Origin of the sequence: Erwinia rhapontici, from assembly GCF_012271765.1 — a bacterium.
GTDB classification, from domain to species: domain Bacteria; phylum Pseudomonadota; class Gammaproteobacteria; order Enterobacterales; family Enterobacteriaceae; genus Erwinia; species Erwinia rhapontici.
Map to the genome: position 1 here is coordinate 105,870 of NZ_VRKO01000004.1, position 26,041 is coordinate 131,910.

The 26,041-nt window shown below is 50.8% G+C and carries 25 protein-coding genes, 2 pseudogenes and 1 other annotated feature; of the genes and pseudogenes, 12 read left to right on the forward strand and 15 right to left on the reverse strand.

Going from position 1 to position 26,041, the window contains the following annotated elements:
* Window positions 1-261: 261 nt before the first annotated feature.
* Complete coding sequence (gene sltY / locus FVB43_RS02510; RefSeq protein WP_159336865.1) at window positions 262-2,184, forward strand: murein transglycosylase; 1,923 nt, start codon at window positions 262-264, stop codon at window positions 2,182-2,184.
* A 111-nt stretch (window positions 2,185-2,295) separates the two neighbouring features.
* Window positions 2,296-2,628: a trp operon repressor gene (gene trpR / locus FVB43_RS02515; RefSeq protein ID WP_133842378.1), complete on the forward strand. Its 333-nt coding sequence runs from the start codon at window positions 2,296-2,298 to the stop codon at window positions 2,626-2,628.
* On the opposite strand, the gene yjjX is transcribed toward trpR, so the two are convergent.
* Window positions 2,614-3,162, reverse strand: a complete 549-nt coding sequence (yjjX, locus tag FVB43_RS02520) for an inosine/xanthosine triphosphatase (protein ID WP_133842377.1) — start codon at window positions 3,160-3,162, stop codon at window positions 2,614-2,616. The two genes, trpR and yjjX, sit on opposite strands and share 15 nt — an antisense overlap.
* 50 nt (window positions 3,163-3,212) lie before the next feature.
* Here yjjX and gpmB point away from each other — a divergent pair, with 50 nt between their 5' ends.
* The gene (gpmB, locus tag FVB43_RS02525) at window positions 3,213-3,860 is read left to right on the forward strand and encodes a 2,3-diphosphoglycerate-dependent phosphoglycerate mutase GpmB (RefSeq protein ID WP_133842376.1); all 648 of its coding nucleotides are present in this window, start codon (window positions 3,213-3,215) and stop codon (window positions 3,858-3,860) included.
* A gap of 48 nt (window positions 3,861-3,908) precedes the next feature.
* Here gpmB and robA read toward each other — a convergent pair whose 3' ends face one another.
* Window positions 3,909-4,784: an MDR efflux pump AcrAB transcriptional activator RobA gene (gene robA, locus FVB43_RS02530; RefSeq protein WP_133842375.1), complete on the reverse strand. Its 876-nt coding sequence runs from the start codon at window positions 4,782-4,784 to the stop codon at window positions 3,909-3,911.
* A gap of 204 nt (window positions 4,785-4,988) precedes the next feature.
* Between robA and creA the strand changes: the two genes are divergently transcribed.
* The gene (gene creA / locus FVB43_RS02535; RefSeq protein ID WP_133842374.1) at window positions 4,989-5,465 is read left to right on the forward strand and encodes a protein CreA; all 477 of its coding nucleotides are present in this window, start codon (window positions 4,989-4,991) and stop codon (window positions 5,463-5,465) included.
* A gap of 34 nt (window positions 5,466-5,499) precedes the next feature.
* Here the strand turns inward: creA and arcA are convergent, their stop codons facing one another.
* A complete protein-coding gene (arcA, locus tag FVB43_RS02540; RefSeq protein WP_133842373.1) occupies window positions 5,500-6,216 on the reverse strand; it encodes a two-component system response regulator ArcA in 717 nt (238 codons plus the stop codon).
* Between the two features lie 649 nt (window positions 6,217-6,865).
* On the opposite strand from arcA, the gene FVB43_RS02545 reads away from it, so the two are divergent.
* From FVB43_RS02545 to thrC, 5 genes are all read left to right on the forward strand, one after another.
* Entirely contained in the window at window positions 6,866-7,546 is a 681-nt protein-coding gene (locus tag FVB43_RS02545; protein ID WP_133842729.1) for a tRNA/rRNA methyltransferase, read from the forward strand.
* A 208-nt stretch (window positions 7,547-7,754) separates the two neighbouring features.
* On the forward strand, window positions 7,755-7,826 hold the full coding sequence (thrL, locus tag FVB43_RS02550) for a thr operon leader peptide (protein WP_105594825.1): 72 nt from the start codon (window positions 7,755-7,757) through the stop codon (window positions 7,824-7,826).
* Window positions 7,762-7,883 (forward strand) — a sequence feature (Thr leader region). It overlaps the preceding gene by 65 nt.
* A gap of 25 nt (window positions 7,884-7,908) precedes the next feature.
* Window positions 7,909-10,371, forward strand: coding sequence for a bifunctional aspartate kinase/homoserine dehydrogenase I (gene thrA, locus FVB43_RS02555; RefSeq protein ID WP_167863349.1), 2,463 nt, complete (start codon window positions 7,909-7,911; stop codon window positions 10,369-10,371).
* A 2-nt stretch (window positions 10,372-10,373) separates the two neighbouring features.
* The gene (gene thrB, locus FVB43_RS02560; RefSeq protein ID WP_133842371.1) at window positions 10,374-11,303 is read left to right on the forward strand and encodes a homoserine kinase; all 930 of its coding nucleotides are present in this window, start codon (window positions 10,374-10,376) and stop codon (window positions 11,301-11,303) included.
* Window positions 11,304-11,306: 3 nt separating this feature from the next.
* Window positions 11,307-12,593: a threonine synthase gene (gene thrC / locus FVB43_RS02565; protein WP_133842370.1), complete on the forward strand. Its 1,287-nt coding sequence runs from the start codon at window positions 11,307-11,309 to the stop codon at window positions 12,591-12,593.
* A 52-nt stretch (window positions 12,594-12,645) separates the two neighbouring features.
* Here the strand turns inward: thrC and yaaA are convergent, their stop codons facing one another.
* Window positions 12,646-13,416: a peroxide stress protein YaaA gene (yaaA, locus tag FVB43_RS02570; RefSeq protein WP_167863350.1), complete on the reverse strand. Its 771-nt coding sequence runs from the start codon at window positions 13,414-13,416 to the stop codon at window positions 12,646-12,648.
* A 259-nt stretch (window positions 13,417-13,675) separates the two neighbouring features.
* On the opposite strand from yaaA, the gene tal reads away from it, so the two are divergent.
* The gene (tal, locus tag FVB43_RS02575; protein WP_133842368.1) at window positions 13,676-14,629 is read left to right on the forward strand and encodes a transaldolase; all 954 of its coding nucleotides are present in this window, start codon (window positions 13,676-13,678) and stop codon (window positions 14,627-14,629) included.
* 56 nt (window positions 14,630-14,685) lie between these two features.
* Here tal and FVB43_RS02580 read toward each other — a convergent pair whose 3' ends face one another.
* The 11 genes and pseudogenes from FVB43_RS02580 to FVB43_RS02620 form a co-directional block, all read right to left on the reverse strand.
* The gene (locus FVB43_RS02580) at window positions 14,686-14,889 is read right to left on the reverse strand and encodes a hypothetical protein (RefSeq protein WP_205945497.1); all 204 of its coding nucleotides are present in this window, start codon (window positions 14,887-14,889) and stop codon (window positions 14,686-14,688) included.
* Between the two features lie 472 nt (window positions 14,890-15,361).
* Entirely contained in the window at window positions 15,362-15,634 is a 273-nt protein-coding gene (locus FVB43_RS02585) for a colicin immunity domain-containing protein (RefSeq protein ID WP_133842366.1), read from the reverse strand.
* Window positions 15,631-16,023 (reverse strand): colicin D domain-containing protein, encoded by a 393-nt coding sequence (locus tag FVB43_RS24715; RefSeq protein WP_241008288.1) that lies wholly within the window; start codon window positions 16,021-16,023, stop codon window positions 15,631-15,633. Before FVB43_RS24715 ends, FVB43_RS02585 begins: the two co-directional genes overlap by 4 nt.
* A 15-nt stretch (window positions 16,024-16,038) precedes the next feature.
* Window positions 16,039-16,269, reverse strand: a pseudogene (locus tag FVB43_RS24555) (HNH endonuclease signature motif containing protein); the annotation flags it as partial.
* 60 nt (window positions 16,270-16,329) lie between these two features.
* Window positions 16,330-16,539 (reverse strand): annotated as a pseudogene (locus tag FVB43_RS24935) (DUF8093 domain-containing protein); the annotation flags it as partial.
* A 715-nt stretch (window positions 16,540-17,254) separates the two neighbouring features.
* Window positions 17,255-17,503: a hypothetical protein gene (locus FVB43_RS02595; RefSeq protein ID WP_133842365.1), complete on the reverse strand. Its 249-nt coding sequence runs from the start codon at window positions 17,501-17,503 to the stop codon at window positions 17,255-17,257.
* A 2-nt stretch (window positions 17,504-17,505) separates the two neighbouring features.
* A complete protein-coding gene (locus FVB43_RS24560; protein ID WP_242462101.1) occupies window positions 17,506-18,606 on the reverse strand; it encodes a DUF8093 domain-containing protein in 1,101 nt (366 codons plus the stop codon).
* Window positions 18,607-18,685: 79 nt separating this feature from the next.
* Window positions 18,686-19,672: a fimbrial protein gene (locus FVB43_RS02605; protein WP_159336871.1), complete on the reverse strand. Its 987-nt coding sequence runs from the start codon at window positions 19,670-19,672 to the stop codon at window positions 18,686-18,688.
* A 129-nt stretch (window positions 19,673-19,801) separates the two neighbouring features.
* A complete protein-coding gene (locus FVB43_RS02610) occupies window positions 19,802-22,300 on the reverse strand; it encodes a fimbria/pilus outer membrane usher protein (protein WP_340139001.1) in 2,499 nt (832 codons plus the stop codon).
* Window positions 22,248-22,946 carry a fimbrial biogenesis chaperone gene (locus tag FVB43_RS02615; RefSeq protein ID WP_167863352.1) on the reverse strand — a complete coding sequence of 233 codons (699 nt, stop codon included), beginning with the start codon at window positions 22,944-22,946 and terminating at the stop codon, window positions 22,248-22,250. Before FVB43_RS02615 ends, FVB43_RS02610 begins: the two co-directional genes overlap by 53 nt.
* A gap of 34 nt (window positions 22,947-22,980) precedes the next feature.
* Complete coding sequence (locus FVB43_RS02620; protein WP_133842358.1) at window positions 22,981-23,577, reverse strand: fimbrial protein; 597 nt, start codon at window positions 23,575-23,577, stop codon at window positions 22,981-22,983.
* Window positions 23,578-24,011: 434 nt separating this feature from the next.
* Between FVB43_RS02620 and mog the strand changes: the two genes are divergently transcribed.
* Entirely contained in the window at window positions 24,012-24,599 is a 588-nt protein-coding gene (mog, locus tag FVB43_RS02625; protein WP_133842723.1) for a molybdopterin adenylyltransferase, read from the forward strand.
* A 128-nt stretch (window positions 24,600-24,727) separates the two neighbouring features.
* A complete protein-coding gene (locus tag FVB43_RS02630; protein WP_133842357.1) occupies window positions 24,728-26,032 on the forward strand; it encodes an MFS transporter in 1,305 nt (434 codons plus the stop codon).
* Window positions 26,033-26,041 lie beyond the last annotated feature (9 nt).

Genomic DNA, 26,041 nt, shown 5'->3' on the forward strand with positions numbered 1-26,041 from the left:
CACGGAAGACAGGTCTGAGGCCAGTTTGAGCACGTCGGACCGGCAAAAGACGCATCCATGCGGGCCTCGACTCGCGCCATCCCTGGTGCGTGACGTCCGGCTTACCTCAAACTGGCCCCATCCCCTTCATGATGGTGGTTGCGGTGTGGGTATTCCGTAAATATTTGTTGAGTACATGGCATGAAGGGCTGCTCCTGGTTAGCATGAAGGGGGAATATTTCGCAGTTCAGGATAAGACGAGGCAATAACGTGGGGAAAGTCATGGTGGACAAGTGGCAGTGGTGGGTGGTGGCAGCCTGTTTAACAGCGGTAACCGGCAGTGCCCGTGCAGACTCATTGGATGAACAGCGTACCCGTTATCTGCAAATCAAGCAGGCGTGGGATAATAAACAGATGGATATCGTGGGGCAGTTGATGCCCACGCTGCGTGACTACCCACTCTATCCCTATCTGGAGTATCGCCAGCTTGCGCAGAGCCTGGATCAGGAAACCGGGCTGGCAGTGAAAGACTTTATCCAGCGTTATCCTACGCTGCCGCCGGTGCGCTCGCTCTCTTCGCGTTTTGTGAATGAGCTGGCCCGGCGTGAAGACTGGCGTGGGCTGCTGGTTTTCAGCCCTGACGCGCCGAAGCCGGTTGCGGCTCGCTGTAACTGGTATTACGCCAAATGGGCTACCGGCCAGGAGCAGGTGGCATGGGAAGGGGCGAAATCTATCTGGCTGACCGGAAGTTCCCTGCCGGGCACCTGCGATAAACTGTTCAGCGCCTGGCAAATGGCCGGACAGCAGAATCCGATTACCACGCTGGAACGTATACGTCTGGCGATGAAAGCGGGTAACACCAATCTGGTGAACTTCCTGGCGAAGCAACTCCCGCAGGATTACCAGACCATTGCCAATGCGGTGATGGATTTACAGAACAATCCCGGCACGGTAGAAAACTTTGCACGTAATGTCGGGGCAACCGACTTTACCCGCCAGGCCACGGCAATTGCCTTTGCCAGCCTGGCGCGCACGGATGTGGAACGCGCACGCCAGCTGATACCCACGCTGGTGCAGCTGCAAAAAATGGACGATCAGCAGACGCAGGAACTGAAAGATGCGGTTGCCTGGCGTCTGATGGGCAATGATACCACCAGTGAGCAGGCACGCTGGCGCGACGATGTGGTGATGCGCAGTGATTCAACCTCGCTGATTGAGCGCCGGGTGCGGATGGCGCTGGGGAACAACGATCGCCGGGGTATGAATACCTGGATTGCGCGTTTGCCGGTCGAAGACAAGGCAAAAGATGAGTGGCAGTACTGGCAGGCTGACCTGCTGATGGAGCAGGGGCGCAAAGAAGAGGCGGAAGGCATTCTGCGTAAGTTGATGCGTGAGCGTGGCTTCTATCCAATGGTTGCCGCCCAGAAACTGGGGGTGGAGTATCCGTTGCAGGTCGACAAAGCCCCGGCGGTGGACGGCAGCCTGACCCGCGGCCCTGAAATTGCCCGTGTTCGCGAACTGATGTACTGGGGAATGGATAATCTGGCGCGCAGCGAATGGAGCTATCTGGTGTCCAGCCGCACCACTTCGCAGCAGCAGATGCTGGCCAGCTACGCACGTCAGCAAAACTGGTGGGATCTCAGCGTGCAGGCAACGATTACCGGTAAACTGTGGAACAGTTTGCAGGAGCGCTTCCCACTGGCGTGGCAGCCGCAGTTTGAACGCAATATCAGCGGTAAGAGCATCCCGATCAGCTATGCGATGGCGATTGCCCGGCAGGAGAGTGCGTGGAACCCGAAAGCACGCTCCCCGGTTGGCGCATCCGGTCTGATGCAGGTGATGCCGGCCACGGCACAGCATACTGTGACCAAATTCAGCATCCCGGGCTACAGCAACAGCAGCCAGCTGCTGGATGCAGAAACCAATATCCAGATTGGTACGCAGTATCTGGAGTCGGTATACCAACAGTTCGGTCAGAACCGCATTTTTGCCTCGGCTGCGTATAATGCCGGGCCGTCGCGCGTGCGCACCTGGCAGGGTAACAGCGCAGGGAAACTGGATGCGGTGGCGTTTATCGAAACCATTCCCTTCTCGGAAACCCGCGGCTATGTGAAGAACGTACTGGCTTATGATGCCTACTACCGCTACTTCCTTAACCAGTCGGATAAACTGTTTGCCGACAGCGAGTGGCAGCAGCGTTATTGATTGCGTGTCATCGCCGGAATACGTGAAGAGACAGCCAACACCGCTGTGGCTTCTCGTATGACGGCGATGATGATATGCTACTGTACTAGTTAAATAGTATGGCGGAATATCATGACCAACCCAACTCCTGTTCCCATCACGACTGACCCGGCGAGCGAAGACTGGCTGCGTTTTGTCACGCTGCTGCAACGTGCCTATCAGGGCGAACTGCACCTTCCGCTATTACAATTGATGCTGACGCCGGACGAGCGTGAGGCGTTGGGTACCCGACTGCGTATTGTTGAAGAGTTGATGCGCGGGACAATGAGCCAGCGGGAGCTGAAAAACGAGTTGGGAGCCGGGATTGCGACGATTACGCGGGGGTCAAACAGCCTGAAAAGTGCGCCTCCTGCCCTGAAAACATGGCTGGAGACACAGCTTCTCAGTGGATCAGATAAGGTCTGAGCTCTCTTCGTCGTCTTTGCGCTGATAGATGTCGTTATGAAACGGGCACAGTGCGAGGATGAGCGCCTGGTGATAAACGCTGGTACGCGTCAGTCGACCGGCAGTAAAAGCACCAATTGCACCGCCTTTATGTTTGATATCGTTAACGCCGGTCAGGCGGGCCATCTCTTCGCCCAGTTCACGTCCGGCATGGATACCTTTCATCACGATGGCAGGCAGAGTGAAGCTGGCAGAACGCGATTCGCCGCGTAGTTTGTGATTCTCCACCACCATCCATGCGAAGGCAGTGTTATCTTCAATACCGGCTTCAATGGCCACCCAAAAATTGGCTTCCGGTCTGACCTGGCGAGCATTCATCACGCGCTGACGTGCGCCAGTTCGCGTTTCTGTGTTTGTGATCGGTTGTGCAGCAACGCCGCTGTCGACCTCGACACCCTCAATATGGCAGGATCCTTCCCCGAAGATATCGCTGAACGCTTGAGAAATTGCCTTAATTTTGGCTGGATTGATGGTAGCAGCGACAACATGGTACATAATTGTTTGAACCCTCTACGCAAATTTGTCGCAGTATAACGGAAAATCGCATGTTACAGGTCTATCTTGTTCGCCACGGAGAAACGCTATGGAATGCGGCACGTCGCATTCAGGGGCAGTCAGACAGCGCGCTGACTGAGAAAGGAGAGCAGCAGGCTCATCAGGTAGGAGATCGCGTCAAAAAGCTGGGCATTACCCATGTCATTGCCAGCGATCTGGGCCGTACCCGCCGTACCGCCGAGATCATTGCCGATGCCTGTGGTTGTTCGGTCGTGCTGGACTCTCGTTTGCGTGAATTGAATATGGGGGTGCTGGAAGAGCGCCTGCTGGATTCACTGAATGCTGAAGAAGAGGGCTGGCGTAAGACGCTGGTGGATGGCACGGAGAACGGCCGCATCCCGCAGGGTGAGTCTATGAGTGAAATGGCGCAGCGCATGCATCAGGCGCTGGATGCATGCCTGGCATTGCCTGAGGGTAGCCGTCCACTGATTGTCAGCCACGGGATGGCGTTGGGGGTACTGCTCAGTACGATCCTGGGTTTACCGGCGAATGCGGAACGCCGCCTGCGCTTGCGTAATTGCTCAATTTCCCGCGTGGATCACCAACACAGCGCCTGGCTGGCTTCTGGCTGGGTGGTGGAGACTGCAGGCGATATTGCGCATCTGGAGGATACTTCCCTCGACGAACTGCAGCGCTAACCCTGAAAAAGGGCCGATATTCTCGGCCCTTTTTGTATCATCTGCTGACTACGACTGGCGTCGTATCGGGATCAGATATTCACAATGGATGTCGACCGGTGGCTCTGGACGTTTCTTACCGCCGTGGGTATAGAAACGCTCAATGTCATGACCGTGACGACGTGTCAGATTCAGTGTTGGCATACAGGTGCCGTAAATCTGTAAGACAAAGTTCTGAAGTCCGTTACGCGGCCCTTCATAGGTGAACTGCACATAATCGCCTCCTTCCAGCACGACCGTCTGCGTTGAATGCAACTGGCTGGAAATGGACTCAGCGGTGACCGCTGTGGTGTAAAGAATCTCCTGCTCATCGTCTTTTTCCATGCTGGGGCGCGACTGGTGCAGACCATACAGCACTGGCGGAACGGTATCCGTCTCCGTCAGGAACTGGCGCCAGAAATGCATACGCATCTCATCACGGAAGCGTGAAATCTGCTCCAGTGTGCAGGTATAAGATTGGGTTTGCCCAATCAGCACGATTTCCGGCAGACTTACCCAGGTCGGTTCGGGTAATCTGACGTCGTCGAGGCGAATCGGTGGGCGCAGCCCATAGGCATTCCAGTCTGATGACCGGCGATACCAGGCTGGCGTCTGGGCAAATTGTTTCTTAAAGGCTCTGGTGAAAGTTTGTTGAGAGTCAAAACGATACTGCAAAGCAATATCGAGAATCGGGCGACTCGTCAAACGTAATGCTACGGCAGCTTTCGACAGACGGCGGGCGCGAATATAAGCGCCAATCGCATGACTTGTGACGTCTTTGAACATTCTTTGCAAATGCCATTTTGAATAACCTGCCTTCGCCGCGACATTATCCAGTGATAAAGGTTGGTCCAGGTGGCTCTCCAGCCAGACAAGCAAATCTCGAATGATACCGGCTTGGTCCATAAATCGTCCTCATGTTACTCATAATTGGTGCAAGGTAAGCAAAGTCGACGAATAGTAGCATTAATTGCTAATTGTTAGGTTGTAACTGAAAAATGTACCCATATCCGCGCTGATTTAAACAACATCGCGTGATAAATCGTAAAGGCATGAACTGTTGCTCATGTACCTTACAATGTCATCTATTTTCTTTGAAATGGTCACGTCATGACAATTAAAAAAGTGTTAATAGTCACTTCAATAGCGCTCTGCTCCGGCACGCTTCAGGCAGAACAGGTCGGTTCTGTAGATACTGTCTTTAAGATGTTCGGTCCCGATCATAAGATCGTGGTGGAAGCATTTGACGATCCGGACGTGAAAAATGTCACCTGTTATTTGAGCCGGGCGAAAACGGGAGGAATCAAAGGGGGCTTAGGTTTGGCAGAAGATACCTCGGATGCCGCTATTTCGTGTCAGCAGGTGGGGCCGGTAGAACTCAGTGAGAAAATTAAGCAGGGTAAAGCCGAAGGGGAAGTGGTGTTTCGTAAACGGACATCGCTGGTGTTCAAGAAACTCCAGGTGGTACGTTTCTACGACAAAAATCGTAATGCGTTAATTTATTTGAGCTATTCCGATAAGGTCGTCGATGGTTCGCCGAAAAATGCGCTGAGTGCGGTGCCGATAATCCCCTGGGGCAAGGGATAATAAGTTGGGGCGAGGCATACCTCGCCCTCAAAACTTAATCCTGCAGATCGCCGCAGAAGCGGTAACCTTCGCCGTGGATCGTGGCGATGATTTCTGGTGTATCCGGTGTGGATTCAAAATGCTTACGGATGCGGCGAATGGTCACGTCGACGGTGCGATCGTGTGGCTTCAGTTCACGTCCGGTCATTTTTTTCAGCAAATCAGCACGGGTCTGAATCTTGCCTGGATTCTCACAGAAGTGCAGCATGGCGCGGAATTCGCTGCGCGGCAGCTTATACTGTTCGCCCTGCGGGCTGACCAGTGAACGACTGTTGATGTCCAGTTCCCAGCCGTTAAAGCGGTAGGATTCAACCAGCTTACGCTCTTCGCTGACCGCGGCCAGATTCATGGTGCGGGACAGCAGATTGCGTGCGCGAATGGTCAGCTCACGCGGATTAAACGGTTTGGTTATGTAGTCATCGGCGCCGATTTCAAGACCGAGGATCTTATCGACCTCGTTATCACGGCCGGTGAGGAACATCAGTGCCACGTTTGCCTGCTCACGCAGTTCACGTGCCAGTAACAGGCCATTTTTGCCTGGCAGATTGATGTCCATAATGACCAGATTGACGTCATTTTCCGTCAGTATCTGGTGCATTTCAGCGCCGTCTGTAGCTTCATAAACCATGTAGCCTTCGGCTTCAAAAATACTTTTGAGCGTATTACGAGTAACTAATTCGTCTTCAACGATAAGTATGTGCGGGGTCTGCATGTGTTCGCTACCTAAAATTGCCAACAAAATCGAAAACAGGACATACGGCTGTTGGCGCTGGCTACACCTGGTGTTAAGAGCCAGTAGCAAAACAACAGCAGTACAGAATGATGTTCTTGATACACAATCCATGTACCGTCAACAACGCGGCCAACCCTTAATGATTTTTGGGTTTTGCGCAGCCATTAGGATGTATCCTGCATGCCCCGGCAGTGCCAAAACGGCGTATATCCTAACTGTATTAACAGCAACATAACAGCACAGGCAACAACCATCACGCAATAAAACAACGCTTAGTTGACTTATATCAAACCAATTGTAGCACGTTAACACTTTTGTGAAAAACTCTTCCCAGATTGGCAGGTTAGCTCACAAATACCTCCTAAAAAGCGCTATTTAATGCAGAGGGTTAACAGTCGGGTTACGGCACACATTAATAAATGTTAATTAGTTGATAATATGGGTGTTATTGTAATGAAGCCTGCTTTTCGGTGGGTTATCAAGAAAAAATAGGTTTATCATTCGATTACGGCGATTTAAATCAACCCACCAGGGTGTTGATAATATGTTAAATATTGCCGGATGTTTTTTCCACTGTGGGGAAGGCATCATCAACATTGTGAATTTCTCTCTCTATATGAAGGTGGTTATGCGTTTTCCTTTTATCCTTGTCTCTCCTGCGCGTGCTGAAAATGTCGGTGCGGCGGCCCGTGCCATGAAAACCATGGGATTTAGCGAACTGCGTATTGTTGACAGCCAGGCGCACCTTGATCCGGCAGCGAGACGCGTTGCACACGGGGCGGGTGACATTCTGGATAATGCCAGCCACTGGGCATCACTTGAGGCAGCATTAGCCGATATTGATTTTAGTATTGCCACCACGGCACGTTCTCGCGCGAAATTCCGTTACTATGCCACGCCGCAGGAGGTGCAGCAGGTACTGGAAGAGAAGCAACGCTGGACAGGCAGTGTGGCGATGATCTTTGGGCGCGAAGACAGCGGCTTAACGAATGAAGAACTGGCGCAGGCCGATTTGTTGACGGGGATTCCGATGGCGGGTGATTATCCGTCGCTGAACCTGGGGCAGGCGGTGATGGTCTATTGCTATCAACTCTCGGCATTGCGCCAGGTGAGCGCGCAGACGGAACCTGCTGCGGACGTTGAACAACTTGCGGCGCTCCGCCTGCGTGCGCAATTTTTGTTGCAGCGGCTGGACGTCGCCGGGGATGAAAAGCTGGCAGACTGGTTGCAGCAACGTATCGGTTTGCTTCAGCAGCGAGATACCGCCATGTTGCATCGACTGCTGCATGACATAGAAAAAAAGCTGTAGAGAAAAACGCTGGATGAAGCATGAAAAATGGTGTGATTTACTGCCATTTTTTCATAGCGTAACAGAACAGATCGGCAAGGAAGACGAAAAGGGTCTGACGACATCGCCGGGAAAAAGAGGCCATTCGATAAAAAAATTGACTTGGCTGGCACTTTGCTTTAATTCTGAAAGCCGACAGATTTAACAGACAGATAAAAGATAAATCTCAATGCGTAAAAACAGCCTGATTACCACAATCATTATTACCACCACCATTACCACAGGTAACGGTGCGGGCTGACGCATACAGGAAAAATCAAAAAAAAGCCCGCACCTCAACAGTGCGGGCTTTTTTTTCGGCAAAAATTCAGGAGAGCTTGAACATGCGAGTGCTGAAATTCGGTGGAACCTCGGTAGCCAATGCGGAACGTTTTCTGCGTGTGGCTGACATTCTGGAAAGTAATGCAAAGCAGGGACAGGTTGCTACCGTATTGTCCGCGCCAGCGAAGATTACCAATCACCTGGTGGCGATGATTGAAAAAACCATCAGCGGGCAGGATGCATTGCCTAACATCAGTGACGCTGAGCGAATCTTCGCCGAGCTGTTGCAGGGGCTGGCTGAAGCACAGCCTGGCTTTGCTTTTGACAAGCTTAAAGGCGTCGTTGATGAGGAGTTCGCTCAACTGAAGCAGGTATTGCACGGTATTGCACTACTGGGGCAGTGCCCGGATAGCGTCAATGCCGCCATCATTTGCCGGGGGGAAAAGCTCTCTATCGCCATTATGGAAGGGCTGCTCCAGGCACGCGGCTATGGCGTCAGCGTGATCAACCCGGTGGAACAGCTACTGGCCGTAGGTCATTATCTCGAATCCACTGTCGATATTCCTGAGTCTACTCGCCGCATTGCCGCCAGCCAGATTCCCGCAGACAACATGGTGCTGATGGCAGGCTTCACCGCCGGCAACGAACGGGGTGAGCTGGTGGTGTTGGGCCGTAATGGTTCCGACTACTCAGCGGCCGTGCTGGCTGCCTGCCTGCGCGCTGATTGTTGTGAAATCTGGACTGACGTCGATGGCGTATATACCTGCGACCCGCGCCAGGTGCCGGACGCGCGACTGCTGAAGTCGATGTCCTATCAGGAAGCGATGGAGCTTTCTTACTTCGGCGCCAAAGTGCTTCATCCGCGTACCATTGCCCCGATTGCCCAGTTCCAAATCCCTTGCCTGATTAAAAATACCGCCAACCCGCAAGCACCCGGCACCCTGATTGGTGGCGATGGCAGCGATGAGGACAACCCGGTGAAAGGCATCACCAACCTGAATAATATGGCGATGTTTAACGTCTCTGGCCCGGGAATGAAAGGCATGGTGGGCATGGCCGCCCGCGTGTTTGCGGCCATGTCACGCAGCGGTATCTCTGTCGTGCTGATCACCCAGTCCTCTTCGGAATACAGCATCAGCTTCTGTGTGTCACAGAACGATCTGGCCCGTGCGCGCCGCGTGCTGGAAGATGAATTCCATCTGGAATTGAAAGACGGCCTGCTGGAGCCGCTGGACGTGATGGAGCATCTGGCTGTGATCTCCGTCGTGGGTGACGGCATGCGCACATTGCGTGGTATCTCTGCGAAATTCTTCTCTGCACTGGCGCGCGCTAACATCAATATTGTGGCGATTGCCCAAGGGTCGTCCGAACGTTCGATCTCTGTGGTGGTGGATAACGATGAAGCGACCACCGGCGTGCGCGTGGTACATCAGATGCTGTTTGCCACTGACCAGGTGATCGAAGTTTTTGTCATCGGTGTTGGTGGCGTGGGGGCGGCATTGATCGAGCAGTTGCATCGTCAGCAAACCTGGCTGAAGAACAAACATATTGATCTGCGGGTATGCGGCATTGCCAACTCGCGCGCATTGCTGACCAACGTCCACGGCATTCCGCTGGGCAACTGGCAGGATCAGCTAAAAGCTGCGAAAGAGCCGTTTGATCTGGGTCGTCTGAATCGTCTGGTGAAAGAGTATCATCTGCTGAACCCGGTGATCGTTGACTGTACGTCAAGCCAGCAGGTCGCCGATCAATATGCCGATTTCCTGGCTGACGGTTTCCACGTTGTGACGCCGAACAAAAAGGCCAATACCTCGTCGTACAACTATTACCAGCAAATGCGTGCCGCCGCGGCGAAATCGCGTCGTAAGTTCCTCTACGATACCAACGTTGGGGCCGGTTTACCGGTGATCGAGAACTTGCAAAATCTGCTTAACGCCGGCGATGAGCTGATTAGCTTCTCCGGTATTCTGTCCGGTTCACTGTCGTTTATCTTCGGCAAACTGGATGAGGGGGTGTCACTGTCCGATGCCACCCACATGGCGCGTGAGATGGGCTTTACCGAGCCGGATCCGCGTGAAGACCTTTCCGGGCTGGACGTGGCACGTAAGCTGCTGATCCTGGCGCGTGAAGCGGGCTATCAGCTGGAGCTGAGCGATATTGACATCGAAGCCGTATTGCCACCAGAGCTGACGGCGATTGCGGATGTGGAAACGTTTATGGCACGCCTGCCGGAACTGGATGCGGAGTTTGCCGCGCGTGTTGCCAGCGCCCGTGAGGCGGGTAAAGTATTACGCTTCGTGGGAGCGATTGAAGAGGGCGGGGCGTGTAAAGTGAAAATCGATGCCGTTGACGGTAACGATCCGCTGTATAAAGTGAAAAATGGTGAGAATGCGCTGGCGTTCTACAGCCGCTATTACCAGCCGATTCCGCTGGTGTTGCGCGGTTACGGTGCCGGTAATGATGTGACCGCGGCGGGCGTGTTTGCCGATCTGTTACGTACTCTGTCGTGGAAGTTGGGAGTTTAATCATGGTTAAAATTCATGCCCCTGCCTCAATTGGCAACGTCAGCGTTGGCTTTGACGTCCTGGGGGCTGCGGTGTCGCCGGTTGATGGCACCCTGCTGGGCGACTGCGTGACCGTGGAAGCCGCCGACGAATTTAGTCTGCACAATGAAGGCAGTTTTGTTAGCAAGTTGCCGGCAAACCCACAGGATAATATCGTTTATCAGTGCTGGGACCGTTTCTGCGAAGCGATTGGCAAGCGCGTGCCGGTGAAGATGACACTGGAAAAAAATATGCCGATTGGCTCCGGCCTCGGTTCCAGCGCTTGCTCGGTGGTGGCTGGTTTGATGGCGATGAACGAACACTGCGGTAAACCGCTGAATGATACGCAGCTGCTGGCGTTGATGGGCGAGTTGGAAGGGCGGATTTCCGGCAGCGTACATTATGACAATGTGGCCCCTTGCTTCCTGGGCGGCATGCAGTTGATGCTGGAAGAGAACGGCATTATCAGCCAGGAAGTGCCAGGCTTTGATGACTGGTTATGGGTGATGGCTTACCCGGGAATTAAAGTGTCCACCGCCGAAGCCCGTGCGATCCTGCCTGCGCAGTATCGTAAAGAGGACATTATCCGGCACGGTCGCTATCTCGGCGGCTTTATTCACGCCTGCCACACGCAGCAGCCCTTGCTGGCCGCCAAACTGATGCAGGATGTGATTGCGGAACCGTACCGCACCAAATTGTTACCGGGCTTCAGTGAAGCCCGTCAGGCCGCTGCGGATATCGGCGCACTGGCCTGCGGTATTTCTGGCTCTGGCCCAACGCTGTTTGCAGTGTGCAATCAGCTGGATACCGCACAACGTATGGCAGACTGGCTCCGCCAGCACTATCTGCAAAATGATGAAGGCTTCGTCCATATTTGCCGTTTAGACACGGCAGGCGCACGCAAACTGGGATAACGCATGAAACTCTATAATCTTAAGGATCACAATGAGCAGGTCAGCTTCGCCCAGGCGGTGAAGCAGGGGCTGGGTAAACAGCAAGGCCTGTTCTTTCCACTGGAATTACCTGAATTCGAACTGACTGACATCGATGCGATGTTGGAAATGGATTTCGTGACCCGCAGCAGCAAAATCCTGTCGGCTTTTATCGGCGATGAGATCGACGCTCATCAGCTGCATGAGCGCCTGAAAACGGCATTCACCTTCCCGGCACCGGTCGTAGACGTCACTGACGATATTGCCGCGCTGGAGCTGTTCCACGGCCCGACGCTGGCGTTCAAAGACTTCGGCGGTCGTTTTATGGCGCAGATGCTCTCTTATGTCAGCGGTGCGGATGAGAAAATCACCATTCTGACGGCAACCTCGGGTGATACCGGCGCTGCTGTGGCTCATGCCTTCTACGGTATGGAAAACGTGCGTGTGGTGATCCTCTATCCTCAAGGCAAAATCAGCCCGTTACAGGAAAAGCTGTTCTGCACCCTGGGCGGCAATATTCAGACCATCGCGATTGACGGCGATTTCGATGCCTGTCAGTCACTGGTTAAGCAGGCATTTGACGATGAAGAGCTGAAGAAGGCCATTGGCCTCAACTCCGCAAACTCCATCAACATTAGCCGTCTGCTGGCGCAGATTTGTTACTACTTTGAAGCCGTGGCGCAACTGCCTCAGGAAAAACGTAATCAGCTGGTGATCTCTGTGCCAAGCGGTAACTTTGGCGACCTGACAGCTGGTCTGCTGGCGAAGTCACTTGGCCTGCCAGTGAAACGTTTTATTGCTGCCACTAATGCCAATGACACCGTGCCGCGCTTCCTCGTCAATGGTGAATGGGCGCCGAACGTGACCGTTGCCACCTTGTCGAATGCGATGGATGTCAGCCAGCCCAATAACTGGCCGCGAGTGGAAGAGATCTTCCGTCGCAAAATCTGGCGCTTGCAGGATCTGGGTTACGGTGCCGTTGATGACGAAACCACCAAAGCCACTATGCGCGAGCTGGCCGACCTTGGCTATCTGTCTGAGCCTCATGCGGCGATTGCTTATCGCCTGCTGCGCGATCAGCTTCAGGACGGCGAGTTTGGTCTGTTCCTGGGGACGGCGCATCCAGCGAAATTTAAAGAGAGCGTGGAAGCGATCCTTGATCAGAAGCTGCCTTTACCGGAAGCGCTGGCCGAGCGCGCGGATCTGCCGCTGTTGTCGCACAACATGAAAGGTGAGTTTGCGGATCTGCGTGAGTTCTTACTGAAGAAATAATTCGATACGCAGGGGCGAGGCATGCCTCGCCCTGGGTCAGGCGTGCCTGACCCTACTCGTGACGTTTAAACACCAGCTCATTCCCTTTGCTCGCATCCGCGTCAAAGGCATATCCGTCCACATCAAACTTCTTCAGCTGTTCAGGCTGGGTCAGCTCATTTTCAATGATGTAACGGCTCATCAGTCCTCGTGCCTTTTTGGCATAGAAGCTGATCACTTTAAACTTGCCGTTCTTCTCATCGAGGAACACGGGTTTGACGATCTCAGCGTTCAGCAGCTTCGGCTTCACGGCTTTGAAGTATTCATCGGATGCGAGGTTAATCAGCACCGAATCCCCTTGCTCTGCCAGTGCGGCATTCAGCGCATGAGTCAGCTTATCGCCCCAGAAGCTGTAGAGGTCTTTGCCTAGCGGGTTGGCCAGTTTAATCCCCATTTCCAGACGATAAGCCTGCATCAGGTCCAGCGGGCGCAACAGGCCATACAGGCCGGAGAGCATACGCAGATGCTGCTGGGCAAAATCAAATGCGGCTTCGCTAAAGGTTTCTGCCTGTAATCCGGTATACACGTCACCTTTGAAGGCAAGGATCGCCTGGCGGGCATTGTCCGGGGTGAAGTCAGGCTGCCAGTCATTAAAGCGTTCAGCGTTCAGTACGGCCAGTTTGTCACTGATATGCATCAGCGAGCTGATCTCAGCCGGAGAGAGTTGACGCGCCACGGCGATCAGCTTCTGCGACTCGTCCAACAGCATGGGCTGGGTATAACGTTTTGTCGCCAGCGGGCTTTCAAAGTCCAGCGTCTTCGCCGGAGAAATTACCATTAACATGCTCGCGTCCTTGTATTTCATTATCGGAAAAAGAATCTGCGCCTACTGTAGCAAAAAAGTGAGGTCGGGTGACGAATCGCTGCCATTGGTGACTGATGACGACCGGACAATCCCTAGAGAAAAAAGGGCTTTATGACGGCAGTTTTATCCGGTTGTGGCGTGATGATTTACGCCCCTTGCATGGTGAGGTACGCGTGCTATCATCCGGGGCAGACATTTTCAACACCCTGACAAATCAACTTTGATGAGAATGACAACTATGACGGACAAATTATCCTCCCTGCGTCAAGTCACTACCGTTGTTGCTGATACTGGCGACATCGCAGCGATGAAACTCTACAAACCGCAAGATGCAACCACCAACCCTTCTCTGATCCTTAGCGCTGCACAGATTCCTGAATACCGTAAGCTGATCGACGAAGCGGTGGTATGGGCGCGTGAGCAGACCAGCAACAAAGAAGAGCAGGTGTCTTACGCTGCCGATAAGTTGGCTGTGAACATCGGCCTGGAAATTCTGAAACTGGTCCCTGGCCGTATCTCTACCGAAGTGGATGCCCGCCTGTCTTACGACACCGAAGGCAGCATCGCGAAAGCACGTAGCCTGATCAAACTGTATAACGATGCCGGTATCAGCAACGACCGCATCCTGATCAAACTGGCCTCCACCTGGCAGGGTATCCGTGCTGCAGAACAGCTGGAAAAAGAAGGCATCAACTGTAACCTGACGCTGCTGTTCTCCTTCGCGCAGGCGCGTTCTTGTGCAGAAGCGGGTGTGTTCCTGATTTCTCCGTTTGTAGGCCGTATCCTCGACTGGTACAAAGCCAACACCGATAAGAAAGAATATGCGCCTAACGAAGATCCAGGCGTGGTGTCGGTGACCGAGATTTACGAATACTACAAACAGCACGGTTATGAGACTGTGGTGATGGGTGCGAGCTTCCGTAACGTTGGCGAGATCATTGAGCTGGCGGGTTGCGATCGTCTGACCATCTCTCCAGGCCTGCTGAAAGAGCTGGCTGAGACTGAAGGCAGCGTTGAGCGTAAGCTGGCCTACAGCGGTGAAGTTAAAGCCCGTCCGGCTAAAATGACCGAATCTGAGTTCCTGTGGCAGCACAACCAGGATCCAATGGCAGTACAGAAACTGGCTGAAGGCATCCGTAACTTTGCCATCGACCAGGGCAAACTCGATAAGATGATTGCCGATCTGCTGTAATTGATCGCGTGGCCGGGAAACCGGCCACTGTTTTTGTTTTTGCTATACAGGGTTCTTTATTCAGCTAATGGTTCCAGCTTGAGAAGATGATTTTTTGCTTTTTCAACAAGATGTAAAAACTCACCATAGTTGAACTCAAGAATATCATTATTATTGGGGTAGATAATAATATTTACGGATTTCTTGTCCTCAGATAATGAGATTTCTCCCCACTGAATGCTATTGAATGATAATTCAGCATACAGATCATCCCTATCCATAGAACTACCTACACTGTACTCTAAGATTGTCTTTTCCTCGTTTTCAGATTGTTATCTCTCTAACTCACTTAGAAGTTCCGCCATTTTATCACTTAACGTCTTCATTTCTTTTGATAGATGATAACGTTATCCGATGCGGAGCCTGACGCCGTAAACCATTTTTCCCTGTGCTTTCAATTAGTCACAGCTCATTTTTCCTGATGCCCTTCCGGGGCGACAACTTTTTTCCCGGACGCGCCTTTTTCTCCCGTACACGCTACCGCCCTGGTTAATATCACCGCGAACAGCAACCTGCACAGCGCTTTTCTTAACATTATCTTCGCGCTTTCCCTGCGCCAGCTCTGCCCGAAGCTCTCGGCGCGTAAGCAGCGCGAACTGCTGGGGGGATTCAGGTGATGGCGAAGCCGCAGAAGCGAACTGCGGGTTGACCGTTAAAGTAAAAATCCCAGCCACTGAGGGCTGGGACTTTCTTTTAATTATTAATATAGTTAGTTATTATTTTATTTATTTCATGTCGAAGTTGATCTTCATTAAATTCGTACTCTTCACGATCATTATCTGGGTTATACATATCAGTGATGCAAAATACGCTGGATAATAATTCGCTTAAGTTATCATCATCTTGCACAAGTAAATTAGTATCACGTTCTATCTTCCACTTAGTCATATAAGAGTCTGCAAAGACATCAGCAGTTATATCCATAGAGATAAAACTATCAATGTAGTTCTTAAGTAATTGGCTCATCTTAACGTCCCGTTATTCATGAAGTTTTCATACTGTTTTGTTTGGGGAGCAAGTTTCCACCCGCTTACAAAATTACCTGTTTTATCAACCACGACTACGTTATTAGTTTTCGGATTAAAGAACACTTTCGATCCTGGAACTAACAAGTATGTTCCGTGTTCATAAGTTTTTGTATTATCTAAGTGTAACTTGATAGCTGTTTGATATTCAATGATGGTATCACCGTTTTTCTTCGTAGTTACCACGCCGAAATCAGAGGCATGTTTAAACTTCTTATCTAACTGTTTGGCACTAAAAGCGACACTATCAGAGACAATAACGGTTTCAATATTTGGAATTTTCTTACCCGGAATAAGGATGCCAGCCTTGCGGGCTTTGTCACCACTCAGGGAGTTATTCTCAACTAAAGAGCTGCTTAATTCCCCTCGTGTTAGTGGGTTACGGGCCGTTTTAGCGAAAAGGACCGCCGCAGCTGCAATCATTGAACCTGACGTTTTTTCGTTCAGTATCTGGTCATATCCCTTAACCGCATCGCCCCCCAGCTGCTCTGCGGTTTTCCTGAATCCTGCGACATTTCCATTATACACACCACCGGCGGCCAGCAGTCGCCCGGCTGCTTTGCTGTTGAGCATTTTCCCCGGTGGGGATTGCTGGCCGGAGTCACCGATATAATGCTTTTTCAGGGTGGGGGCGGGTTTTGTGCCGTGATGACGTTTCAGACATTCTTCATAGGCTCTCCTGACTGCCTGCTCGAACGGTGAGTCGCGGAGATCCCTGGAACCGCCATAAACCAGATTGCTGTCTGCATCGAAATAAAATGGATGGTGAAAAGGATCCCAGCGTTCTGAAGTATCAATGCCGATAATCCGACCCCTTTCGAGGCTCTGCTCAGTGGCATCATAAATGGGATATACCCGTCATACTTCAAGTTGCAGGTGCGTTGGCTGCACTCAGTCACCCGAATCACTTACTCGAGTAAGCTCATCGGGATTCCTTCCCTTGCCGCCTTCCTGCAACTCGAATTATTTTGGGTATAGTAGCGACTATTGCCTGAGTACTTATTGGATGGGTTAAAGCGATCGTTATTGGCGGATTTTCGTTGCGGGAGATCGCCTGATACGTCTTGCCTCGCATAGCGCCGATAATCCATTTCATAATAAATCCGGGCATTGTCGAATGCTACACGGGGCGTCTGAACGAACTGAAAATCCCGTGGAGAAAGTCGCCTTCCGGCATCCTGTGCCTGATATAAACAGAACATGCATCCTCGCTTGTTTATCCATAAACAATGCAGGAATGTTCATCTATTTTGTGTACGAAAAGCAATCGCCTTTTATCCATAACGTTGCTATCTAATCATAAACAAAATTCACTACCGCACTTGTCCTGACGATCCCACAGGAGAGTGCGCTTCGGTTATAGATGTAGTACCAGGCATTCATCGGAATCGACAGTTTCTGATCTAATGGCTGATAGACTGGTAAGAAAACAGCGGGGTGGCAGTGCCCTGAGCGGTGGGTCAAAGGCTAAAAGCGTGAAGTTAGTTCCTGTGTCGGCAAACAATTTACTGTAGGCCAGACGGTAGCTCTGGCCACTATTTAAGGATTTTGCAATGTAATTTTACGATGTGGAATCGGATTTATTATACTCATCGCCGACAAGTTTTTGTTCAGCCTTTGATATTGCATCTCGAACCCATTCGACGTCCAGGACCTTTATCGTTGGAGAGAACTCAATTTTGAGCTTATCCTTCCCCTCTTCTTGTTGGACAAGAGCAATATATTCATCATCGCAATATATCTCAGCAATCAGATGCTCGTAGTCAACATCACTGGCAATAATGATTTTCAATCTACTGTTGTTTTCCATGATCATGGCTCCAAAAAACCTCTAAAACTTCCGTTTGAATCGAAGCGGCTTCCCTTCCCATCGGCTGATATAATATCAAAGCCACCAAAGCGATTACCTTCTTTTACAGTTGTACTAGGTGATTTTATGATTGAGTCTAGTATTTTCTTTCCCTGCTCATTCATTTTAGCGGGAGCGCCCCGGGCTACAGGAAATGCGCTATCTGGACGACTTCCGTGCTTCTGAAGTGCTCTACCTGCTACCGTCAGGTTACCCGACTTAACTGATGGATCAATTCGGCTTCCTGATTGAGATAATGCTTCAATAGCGAACTCTTTCCCATTGACCAAATATGCGAGTTTAGACGAGTAATTTTCTGTTTTAACAGCTTTTTCAGTTTTTACTGTTCCTTTTAAAGAATTTAATCTCGCTTTACCCAAGCCCCCTGCAATCGAAGCAACAGCAATCGCAGCGCCTTTGGTCGTCTCGTTCAGTACCTGGTCATATCCCTTAACCGCATCGCCCCCCAGCTGCTCTGCCGTTTTCCTGAATCCTGCGACATTTCCATTATACACACCACCGGCGGCCAGCAGTCGCCCGGCTGCTTTGCTGTTGAGCATTTTCCCCGGTGGGGATTGCTGGCCGGAGTCACCGATATAATGCTTTTTCAGGGTGGGAGCGGGTTTTTTGCCGTGATGACGTTTCAGACACTGTTCATAGGCTCTCCTGACTGCCTGCTCGAACGGTGAGTCGCGGAGATCCCTGGAACCGCCATAAACCAGATTGCTCTCTGCATCGAAATAGAATGGATGGTAAAAAGCATCCCAGCGTTCTGAAGTATCAATGCCGATAATACGACCCCTATTGAGGTCGCACTCTGTGGCATTATAAATAGGATCGTAGCCACTTATGCCTGAGTATTTGTCGGAAGGGTTAAAGCGATCGTTATTGGCGGATTTTCGTTGCGGGAGATCGCCTGATACGTCTTGCCTCGCATAGCGCCGATAATCCATTTCATAATAAATCCGGGCATTGTCGAATGCTACACGGGGCGTCTGAACGAACTGAAAATCCCGTGGAGAAAGCCGCCTTCCGGCATCCTGCGTCTGATATAAACAGAACATACATCCTCGCGTGTTTATCCATAAACAACACAGGGATATTTATCTATTTAGTGTACGAAAAGCAATCGCCTTTTATCCATTAGTCATAGACAAAATTCACCACGGCCGTGGTTCTGACGGAACCGCTGGAGAGCATCTGCTTGTTGTAGACGTAGTACCACGCATTCATCGGTAGCGATAGTTGCGAAGGTAATGCCTGGCTGGCGGTGTATGAGAACAGCGTGGTGGCATTTCCCTGCGTGGTTTCCGACGAACTAAAGGTGAGCGGGATATTATCGCTGGCTTTTGCCACCCGGATACCCACCCCTTTTGCACCGCCGGTGACGGGGGAGGTCAGCGTGGTACTATCGGATGCAAGAAGGTTATTGCTGCTCATAAATGCCCGAAGATTACGCCCGGCGATACCATTTTTCATGCCGTCACAGCTGAAATTAAGGGTAAACGCCTTTTTCCCATTCATTGCCCCGCTGGCGAGTGAGGCGATATCGATATTGTTTAGCACCACGGTTTTATTATCATCATCGAAGCTGCAGGTGGTCACGCGCTTCACGAACCTTATCTGCAGGGCTTTGTAGTAAATATCGTAATTATGTTTTGGCCAACTCCAGTGGAAAATAAAATAGGCGAAGTCGCTGAGCATCCGGGCAATATTCTGCAGGAAAGTCAGCCCGGTACTGTCCTGAGCAAGTACAATCGGATTGATAGTGGCGATGTCACCATTAATGACCATCACGTTTTTGGTGGGAATATTGGCCAACAGCTTCAGGTTAACGGTAAAGGTGGAATCAATAGCTGAACCGTTGTTGGTACCCACTTTGGGATGAAACTCTTGCGGTGTGGGCTGCGTGACATTGACGCTGACATAAGCATCGCCGGGAAATTTTAAGTAGAGCGTGTTCTGGGAGTATGGCGTTGAGTTATCAACCGTGTTCTTGCCACCAATAATCCCCCATGCCGGCATGCTACAGCTAAAAGTACCCGGATAAGCCGTTGTGGATGAAAACGATGCCCTGCCCGAGAGGTTTAACGCGCTGGTAGCATCGTAATACAAAAAGGGAGCATCCACGGGGGCATTCTGTATACAGTTAGCTCCTGCCCAGGAGGATAAGAACAGTATCAAACTCAGGGTAACCACCTTGCCCGCTCTCTTGATACATCGGATGTGCGGTAGCATTTTCATTATTCTCTTCCCTGATTAGTGACAGTGATTCACATCACTGCCCAGATTGGTTTTCGGCTGGGTAATGCTGCATGTACTATTGTCTTCCCCGGAAAAATGAACGATTACCCTGTCGGGTAGTTTTTCACTGTGGACAAACACCACGCTGCCCTGGCCGACATAACCAATTTCATTATTTTTGCTATCAGTGACCAGAGCCCCAAAGGGTAGGGGGGCGCTGTTACGATCTACCGCATGGAAAATGAAGCTTTTGCGCTGATCTGTTTCAAATTTCAAATAGCTGATGGACCCGGCGTAAGGCACAACATCTTTACGGTTGCCCAGCAGCTGCACGTTATCACCGAGATTGGTGGTATCCAGCGTCATCGCATTCTTACGATAAGGTGACATGTAGGGAACCAGTGCTTTCCCCTGACGGTTAGTGATGATGGTCGCATCGCTATTAACCGCTGCATTGGCCACACCAGGAGCATCAATAATGGCAAAGGTGCTACCAACTTGATTGGCAAACAGCACGCCGCCCTGGTATGCCACCAGACTTCCCGTCATCCCCAGCCCTTCCTGGCTAAAGTTCGACGACTGGCTCCATGAAGCATTCATGGTAGTGGCCGAGGCACGATAGCCGACATTGGCATTGGTTGTGGTATTGCCGCCCCGACTGTTAGCCACGTCAACGTTATAGTTCCACTGGTTGGCCTTACCTGCGGTTCCACTCAACCCGATATCACTGTTGCTATAGTGATTCTGTGTGAAGGATGAGTTAGTCGACAGATAGATAGGGGAGTCGAATACGCTGAAGGGGACGGAGAAACCAAGGTAGTAACGCATCTCTTCACGGTTATCATTATTTCGGGTACGGCTGGCGGAAACGTTGAAGGTGACGTTAGAGAGGGTATTCGAATAGCCTACTTGATACTCCTTGTTGCTGTTTGCCTCTCCCCAATAGTTCCTTAATGTACCAGATAGGAACAGCGATCCTGCCGAGCCACCGAGGTTCTGATTCACATTGAAGTTAAAGCTGTTTTTCTGATTAATGGTACCGCTATTGGTAATCGTGTTTTTCCCGCCGTTACTTTCCCTCTGCGCCGAATCTTCCATAGTCAAAAAGCCGCTGGTTGAGTAACGGTAAGCTGCCAGCGCAAAGTTGGTTCCGGTATCGGTGAAAAATTTGCTATAAGCAAGCCGATAACTCTGCCCGCTACTGCTATCCACGTGTCTGTATGAAGCCTGACGTGCCTGAGTAACATCAAAGGACAGTGCCCCTACAGGCAGGTTCAGCCCGGTCCCTACCAGTACTGAACCGTAGTGGCTGCTCCAGATCCCTCCTGCATAGGCAGTAAAGAGATTTGTCATCCCCCTGCGCCAGGTCCCCTGTATAAAGTCGGGGTGAACGCTGATCTGAGGTATCCGCACCTGGCCCATCGCCAGGTTATAGACGTTAACGCCAGGTTTTAGCATGCCGGGAACGGAGGAATAAGGTACGGTAAAGCGTTGAATGCGCCCATCGGCCTCGTCAACTTCAACGTTAAGATCGCCCCCGGAGCCGGTTGGTAAAATATCATTAATCGCAAAGGGTCCCGGGGAGACGTTTTGCTGATAAATCGTCACGCCATTCTGAATGATTTTAACCAGGGCGTTGGTCTGCGCCACGCCGTGTACGATGGGGGCGAATCCCTGCATCGCGTCAGGAAACATCCGGATATCTGTCCCCATGCTCACGCCACGAAAGCGATAAGAGTCAAAGAGGTCAGAAGGGGTATAGCTGTCGCCGATACGTAACTGGGAGTTGATGGTGCTGATATTTCGTTGCAAATAGCGGGTGTTATTTTGCCAGTCAGACTTACCCGTTCGTGAATAGTTATAGGAGCTGTTATCACGCAGCTGCCAGTTGAGCAGATTCAGTCCGGTATTTAATGAAATATAACCATTATCTTCATTCTGATGATTGTTAGAGGCCGAATGATAGTAGTTTGCCTGATAGGAGAGTGTCAGGCCTGGGATGCCTTCACTCCAGAATTTAGGATCGATATACCCCTGCCATTTTGTGTCCATCTCCTGCTGTGGAACACTCAAATCCAGTCTCATCTGACTGGCATCAAAACTGCTTTTTATTCCCGTTGAAAGAGCATAAACGTTAAGGAATTCATTCTTTACATTTTTCGGGTTATCAATAACTTTTCTTAATCCCATTCGAGTGAATTCCTTAACGTTTATACGGATGTCTGTTAGGCTGCTAACTACTTTTGCATCATACTTCCCCTTCCAGTCGCCATTGACGTAAATGTCAATGTCATAGTTGCCTGACGGTAAATCACTGTTTGTATAAAATCGTGACAAATCAGCATGGCTGGATTTCCCTGCCAAAAAATCAGTGTTAAACGTGAGTGCATAAGAGATGTGTTGCTTTAACAGGAGGGAGCACATTAACATCAAGTGTAATGTGACCCGGTTTATTTTAAATTTAGGCATTTTTACTGAATTTTTTCCGCGATTCAATGCTGGCGCCATAATCATTGATATAGACGATGGAGACGGAGTTTTCGCTGGAAATAGGTGCGTTTGCTTTCAGTGATTTCTGAGAAAAGGGTTCCATCATCAGACCTTTTTTTAATATATTTCCTCCCTGGTTAACTCGTACGCCTGATAATGTTAAGTAATAGGGGCTGGCATTATGAAGCGTGATGCTATCCTTCTCATGAGTAAATGTCAGTTTATCTATTATGTTTTTAGGCTTTACTTTCAGTCCGGTGGGCCGGAAAAAAAGCTTAATACGGGACCGTATTGCCAGTTGCATTACGCTTTTTCCCTTAAGGTTCTCAGGGACGGGGGGAATATCCAGTATATTAAGATAAAAAACCGACTCGCGATCGACTGGCAAATTCCCACCCATATAGCGCACCTTTAGCTGTTGCCCGCTATGCGCGGACACCTTTACCACCGGTGGCATTAACAGAAACGGTACTTTTGCTGTCTCAGGGGTTGAGTCAGGATCGCCATTATCAATCCATGCCTGTACCAGTGAGGGGTCAGAACCGTTATTGAGCAATTGAACTGAGATCTCTTTCCTGTCGGAAGGGTAGATCTCACGCGTCGCACTGATAATGACATTCGCGTGACACAAAAAAGGTAATAATGCAGTTAACAGTAAAATTATTCTCATGAAACAATCGCTCAATAATAGGACTTATTGAAAATTAAAGATAAGTGACGCTATACGTTACCATCGTTCTGACCGTGCCGGCCTCCGCAGGCTGAGTTCCTACTTTGTAATATTTAGCATAGAAGTTCAGCGTTTCTGGTGATGATGATGTGCCTCCCAGTTTGGTATCCAGTATCTGATTAAGTGGGATAGGCTGCGTTTCCGTATTTTGTAAAACAATAGCGACACCCACATTTCGAGGATTACCCTGAGGATCATTTTCCTGGTTGATCAGGTATTTCCCATCATTAGATATGGTGTTAGGTGATGAGAACTGCATTTGAAGATTGGGCGTCGTTGGTGTTTCCCCATTGCCCGTATTCACTATATTTGCTGATGAACAGTTGGAGAAGTCCAGTGAAAATGCTTTCTTACCAACATCAATTAACCCTTCTGACGTTCCTGCCTGTTCGGTACTTATCGGATTGAGCACGACGGAAAGGTCGGCAGAATTATTACCATTGATAGTACAGGTTGCATCTGTCACTGCACCTGTAAAATTAATGGTTCCGCCTGAAACGCTGGTTTCGGAATAGCACATTGAACTGAATATTAACGTGGGTAGTACAGTGCCAATAATGACCTTTTTCATTTTTTCCTCTGTAAGTTTTCTATTGATAAATAATCGGGTTTTTTAATTGCACAGGCCGTCCATCCTCGATTTTTCTCGTGGCTGTCGGTTGGCGATAGTTAATGTAGGGGGCGTTTATAGCAGGTGTTTAACGATAATTACTTCCTTGTGCCTGATGAGATTTCGCGAATTCTAGTGGTTTTTACTAGTTATAAATTCACAAAAAAAGCGAAATAAAATGAGTCCTGTTTTTTCTTAAATATGATGAGCCTGTGATTTTTAATCTATAGTGTGTGATTGTTCTGTTTTATTTTTCATTCTATTTCCGTTGTCATCATTAGCAAAATGTCTGTTTGCCTCTTTGCCAATATTCCTGAATTCAGTGTATTCTTGTGAAAACACGCTTACCCCCACCGGCCGTACTGATGTTGCCGGGTATGAATGGCGAGAACATGATGAATACATTACGCATAGGTTTGATTTCCGTTTCGGATCGCGCCGCAAATGGCATCTATCAGGATCAGGGATTACCGGCCCTTGAGGCGTGGCTGTCTGAGGCGTTAACTACGCCATTTGAAATTGAAAAACGTCTGGTGCCTGATGAGCAGCCGATGATTGAGCAGGCGATCTGTGAACTGGTCGATGAGTTGTTCTGCCATTTGGTGCTTACCACCGGGGGAACCGGCCCGGCCCGGCGCGATGTCACACCGGATGCGACGCTGGCGATTGCTGACCGGGAAATGCCGGGGTTTGGTGAACAGATGCGACAGATTAGCCTTAACTTTGTACCCACCGCGATCCTTTCACGCCAGACGGCAGTAATCCGTAAACAGTCGCTGGTGATCAACCTGCCGGGACAACCTAAGTCGATTCAGGAGACGCTGGAAGGTCTGAAAGACAGCGAGGGTAATACGCAGGTACATGGCATCTTTGCCAGTGTCCCGTACTGTATTCAGCTGCTGGAGGGGCCCTACATGGAGACTGATCCGAAGGTCGTAGCAGCATTTCGTCCTAAAAGCGCACGGCGCGAAACAAACAACTAAAAAATCGTTTTTTCAGGCATAAGATCCAGCGTCCACTGCTGTGGCAGAAAATTGACGGTATAGTCATCTCAGCTTTACAAACGTTAACTATACGGCTTTCTTCTGACTCTGGATTTTCGTGAATAATTATGTCCCATGATCATGCGCGTCACCTCAACCGGCACGACTACAAGACGTTAACTCTGGCTGCGCTGGGTGGCGCACTCGAATTTTACGACTTTATTATCTTCATTTTTTTCGCCAGCGTGATCGGCGACCTGTTTTTCCCTTTAGGTCTCCCTGACTGGTTGCGTCAGTTTCAGGCCTATGCGATTTTTGCTGCCGGTTATCTTGCCCGCCCGCTGGGCGGCCTGATTATGGCGCACTTCGGGGATAGCCAGGGACGCAAGAAAATGTTCAGCCTGAGCATCTTGATGATGGCATTGCCCACGCTGGCGATGGGGCTGCTGCCCACCTACGCCTCCATCGGTATTGCTGCGCCGATACTCCTGCTACTGCTGCGTGTGTTGCAGGGGGCTGCCATTGGCGGTGAAGTACCGGGTGCCTGGGTGTTTGTCGCCGAACACGTGCCGGAGAAACGGATTGGTTTTGCCTGCGGAACGCTGACCGCCGGCCTGACCTTCGGTATTCTGTTGGGGTCGCTGGTGGCAACATTGATTACCACCACCATGAGTGCGCAGGCTGTCGCTGAAACCGGCTGGCGTATTCCCTTCCTGCTGGGCGGCGGCTTTGGCCTGCTGGCGATGTACCTGCGCCGCTGGCTGCATGAAACGCCGGTCTTTCTCCAGATGAAGCAGCGTAAAACGCTTTCAGCCGAGCTGCCGTTGATCACGGTGTTATTCCGTCATAGCCATGGCGTGGTGGTGTCGATGCTGCTGACCTGGCTATTGTCGGCCTGTATTGTCGTGGTCTTGCTGATGGCACCCGCATTACTGCAAAAGTTACATGGCCTGCCCGCCGCGTTGACGCTTCAGGCGAACAGCCTGGCAACGGTGATGCTGATTTTTGGCTGTATTATTGCCGGGGCCTTGGTGGACCGTATCGGTGCTGCCACTACCCTGATAGTGGGAAGCCTGTTAATGGCCGCTTCCAGTTGGGCGTTTTTCCATGTGGCTGCGCAGTCGCCGGAATATCTCTTTATTGCCTATGCGGTCGCCGGGTTGTGTGTCGGTGTGGTGGGCGTGGTGCCGTTCGTGATGGTGAGTGCGTTCCCGGCAAAAGTGCGTTTTACCGGTATCTCCTTTTCTTATAATTTCGCCTACGCCTTTTTCGGCGGCCTGACGCCGATGGCGCTGACGCTGATGCTGAAGCTGTCACCAATGTCACCCGCTTACTATGTGCTGGCACTGGCGGGGATAGGCGTTCTGGTCGGCTGCTGGCTGCGAGGTGAAGCCGGGCAACAGGCGCTATTAAAGCAGATCAGCGCACAATAACGCGCAATC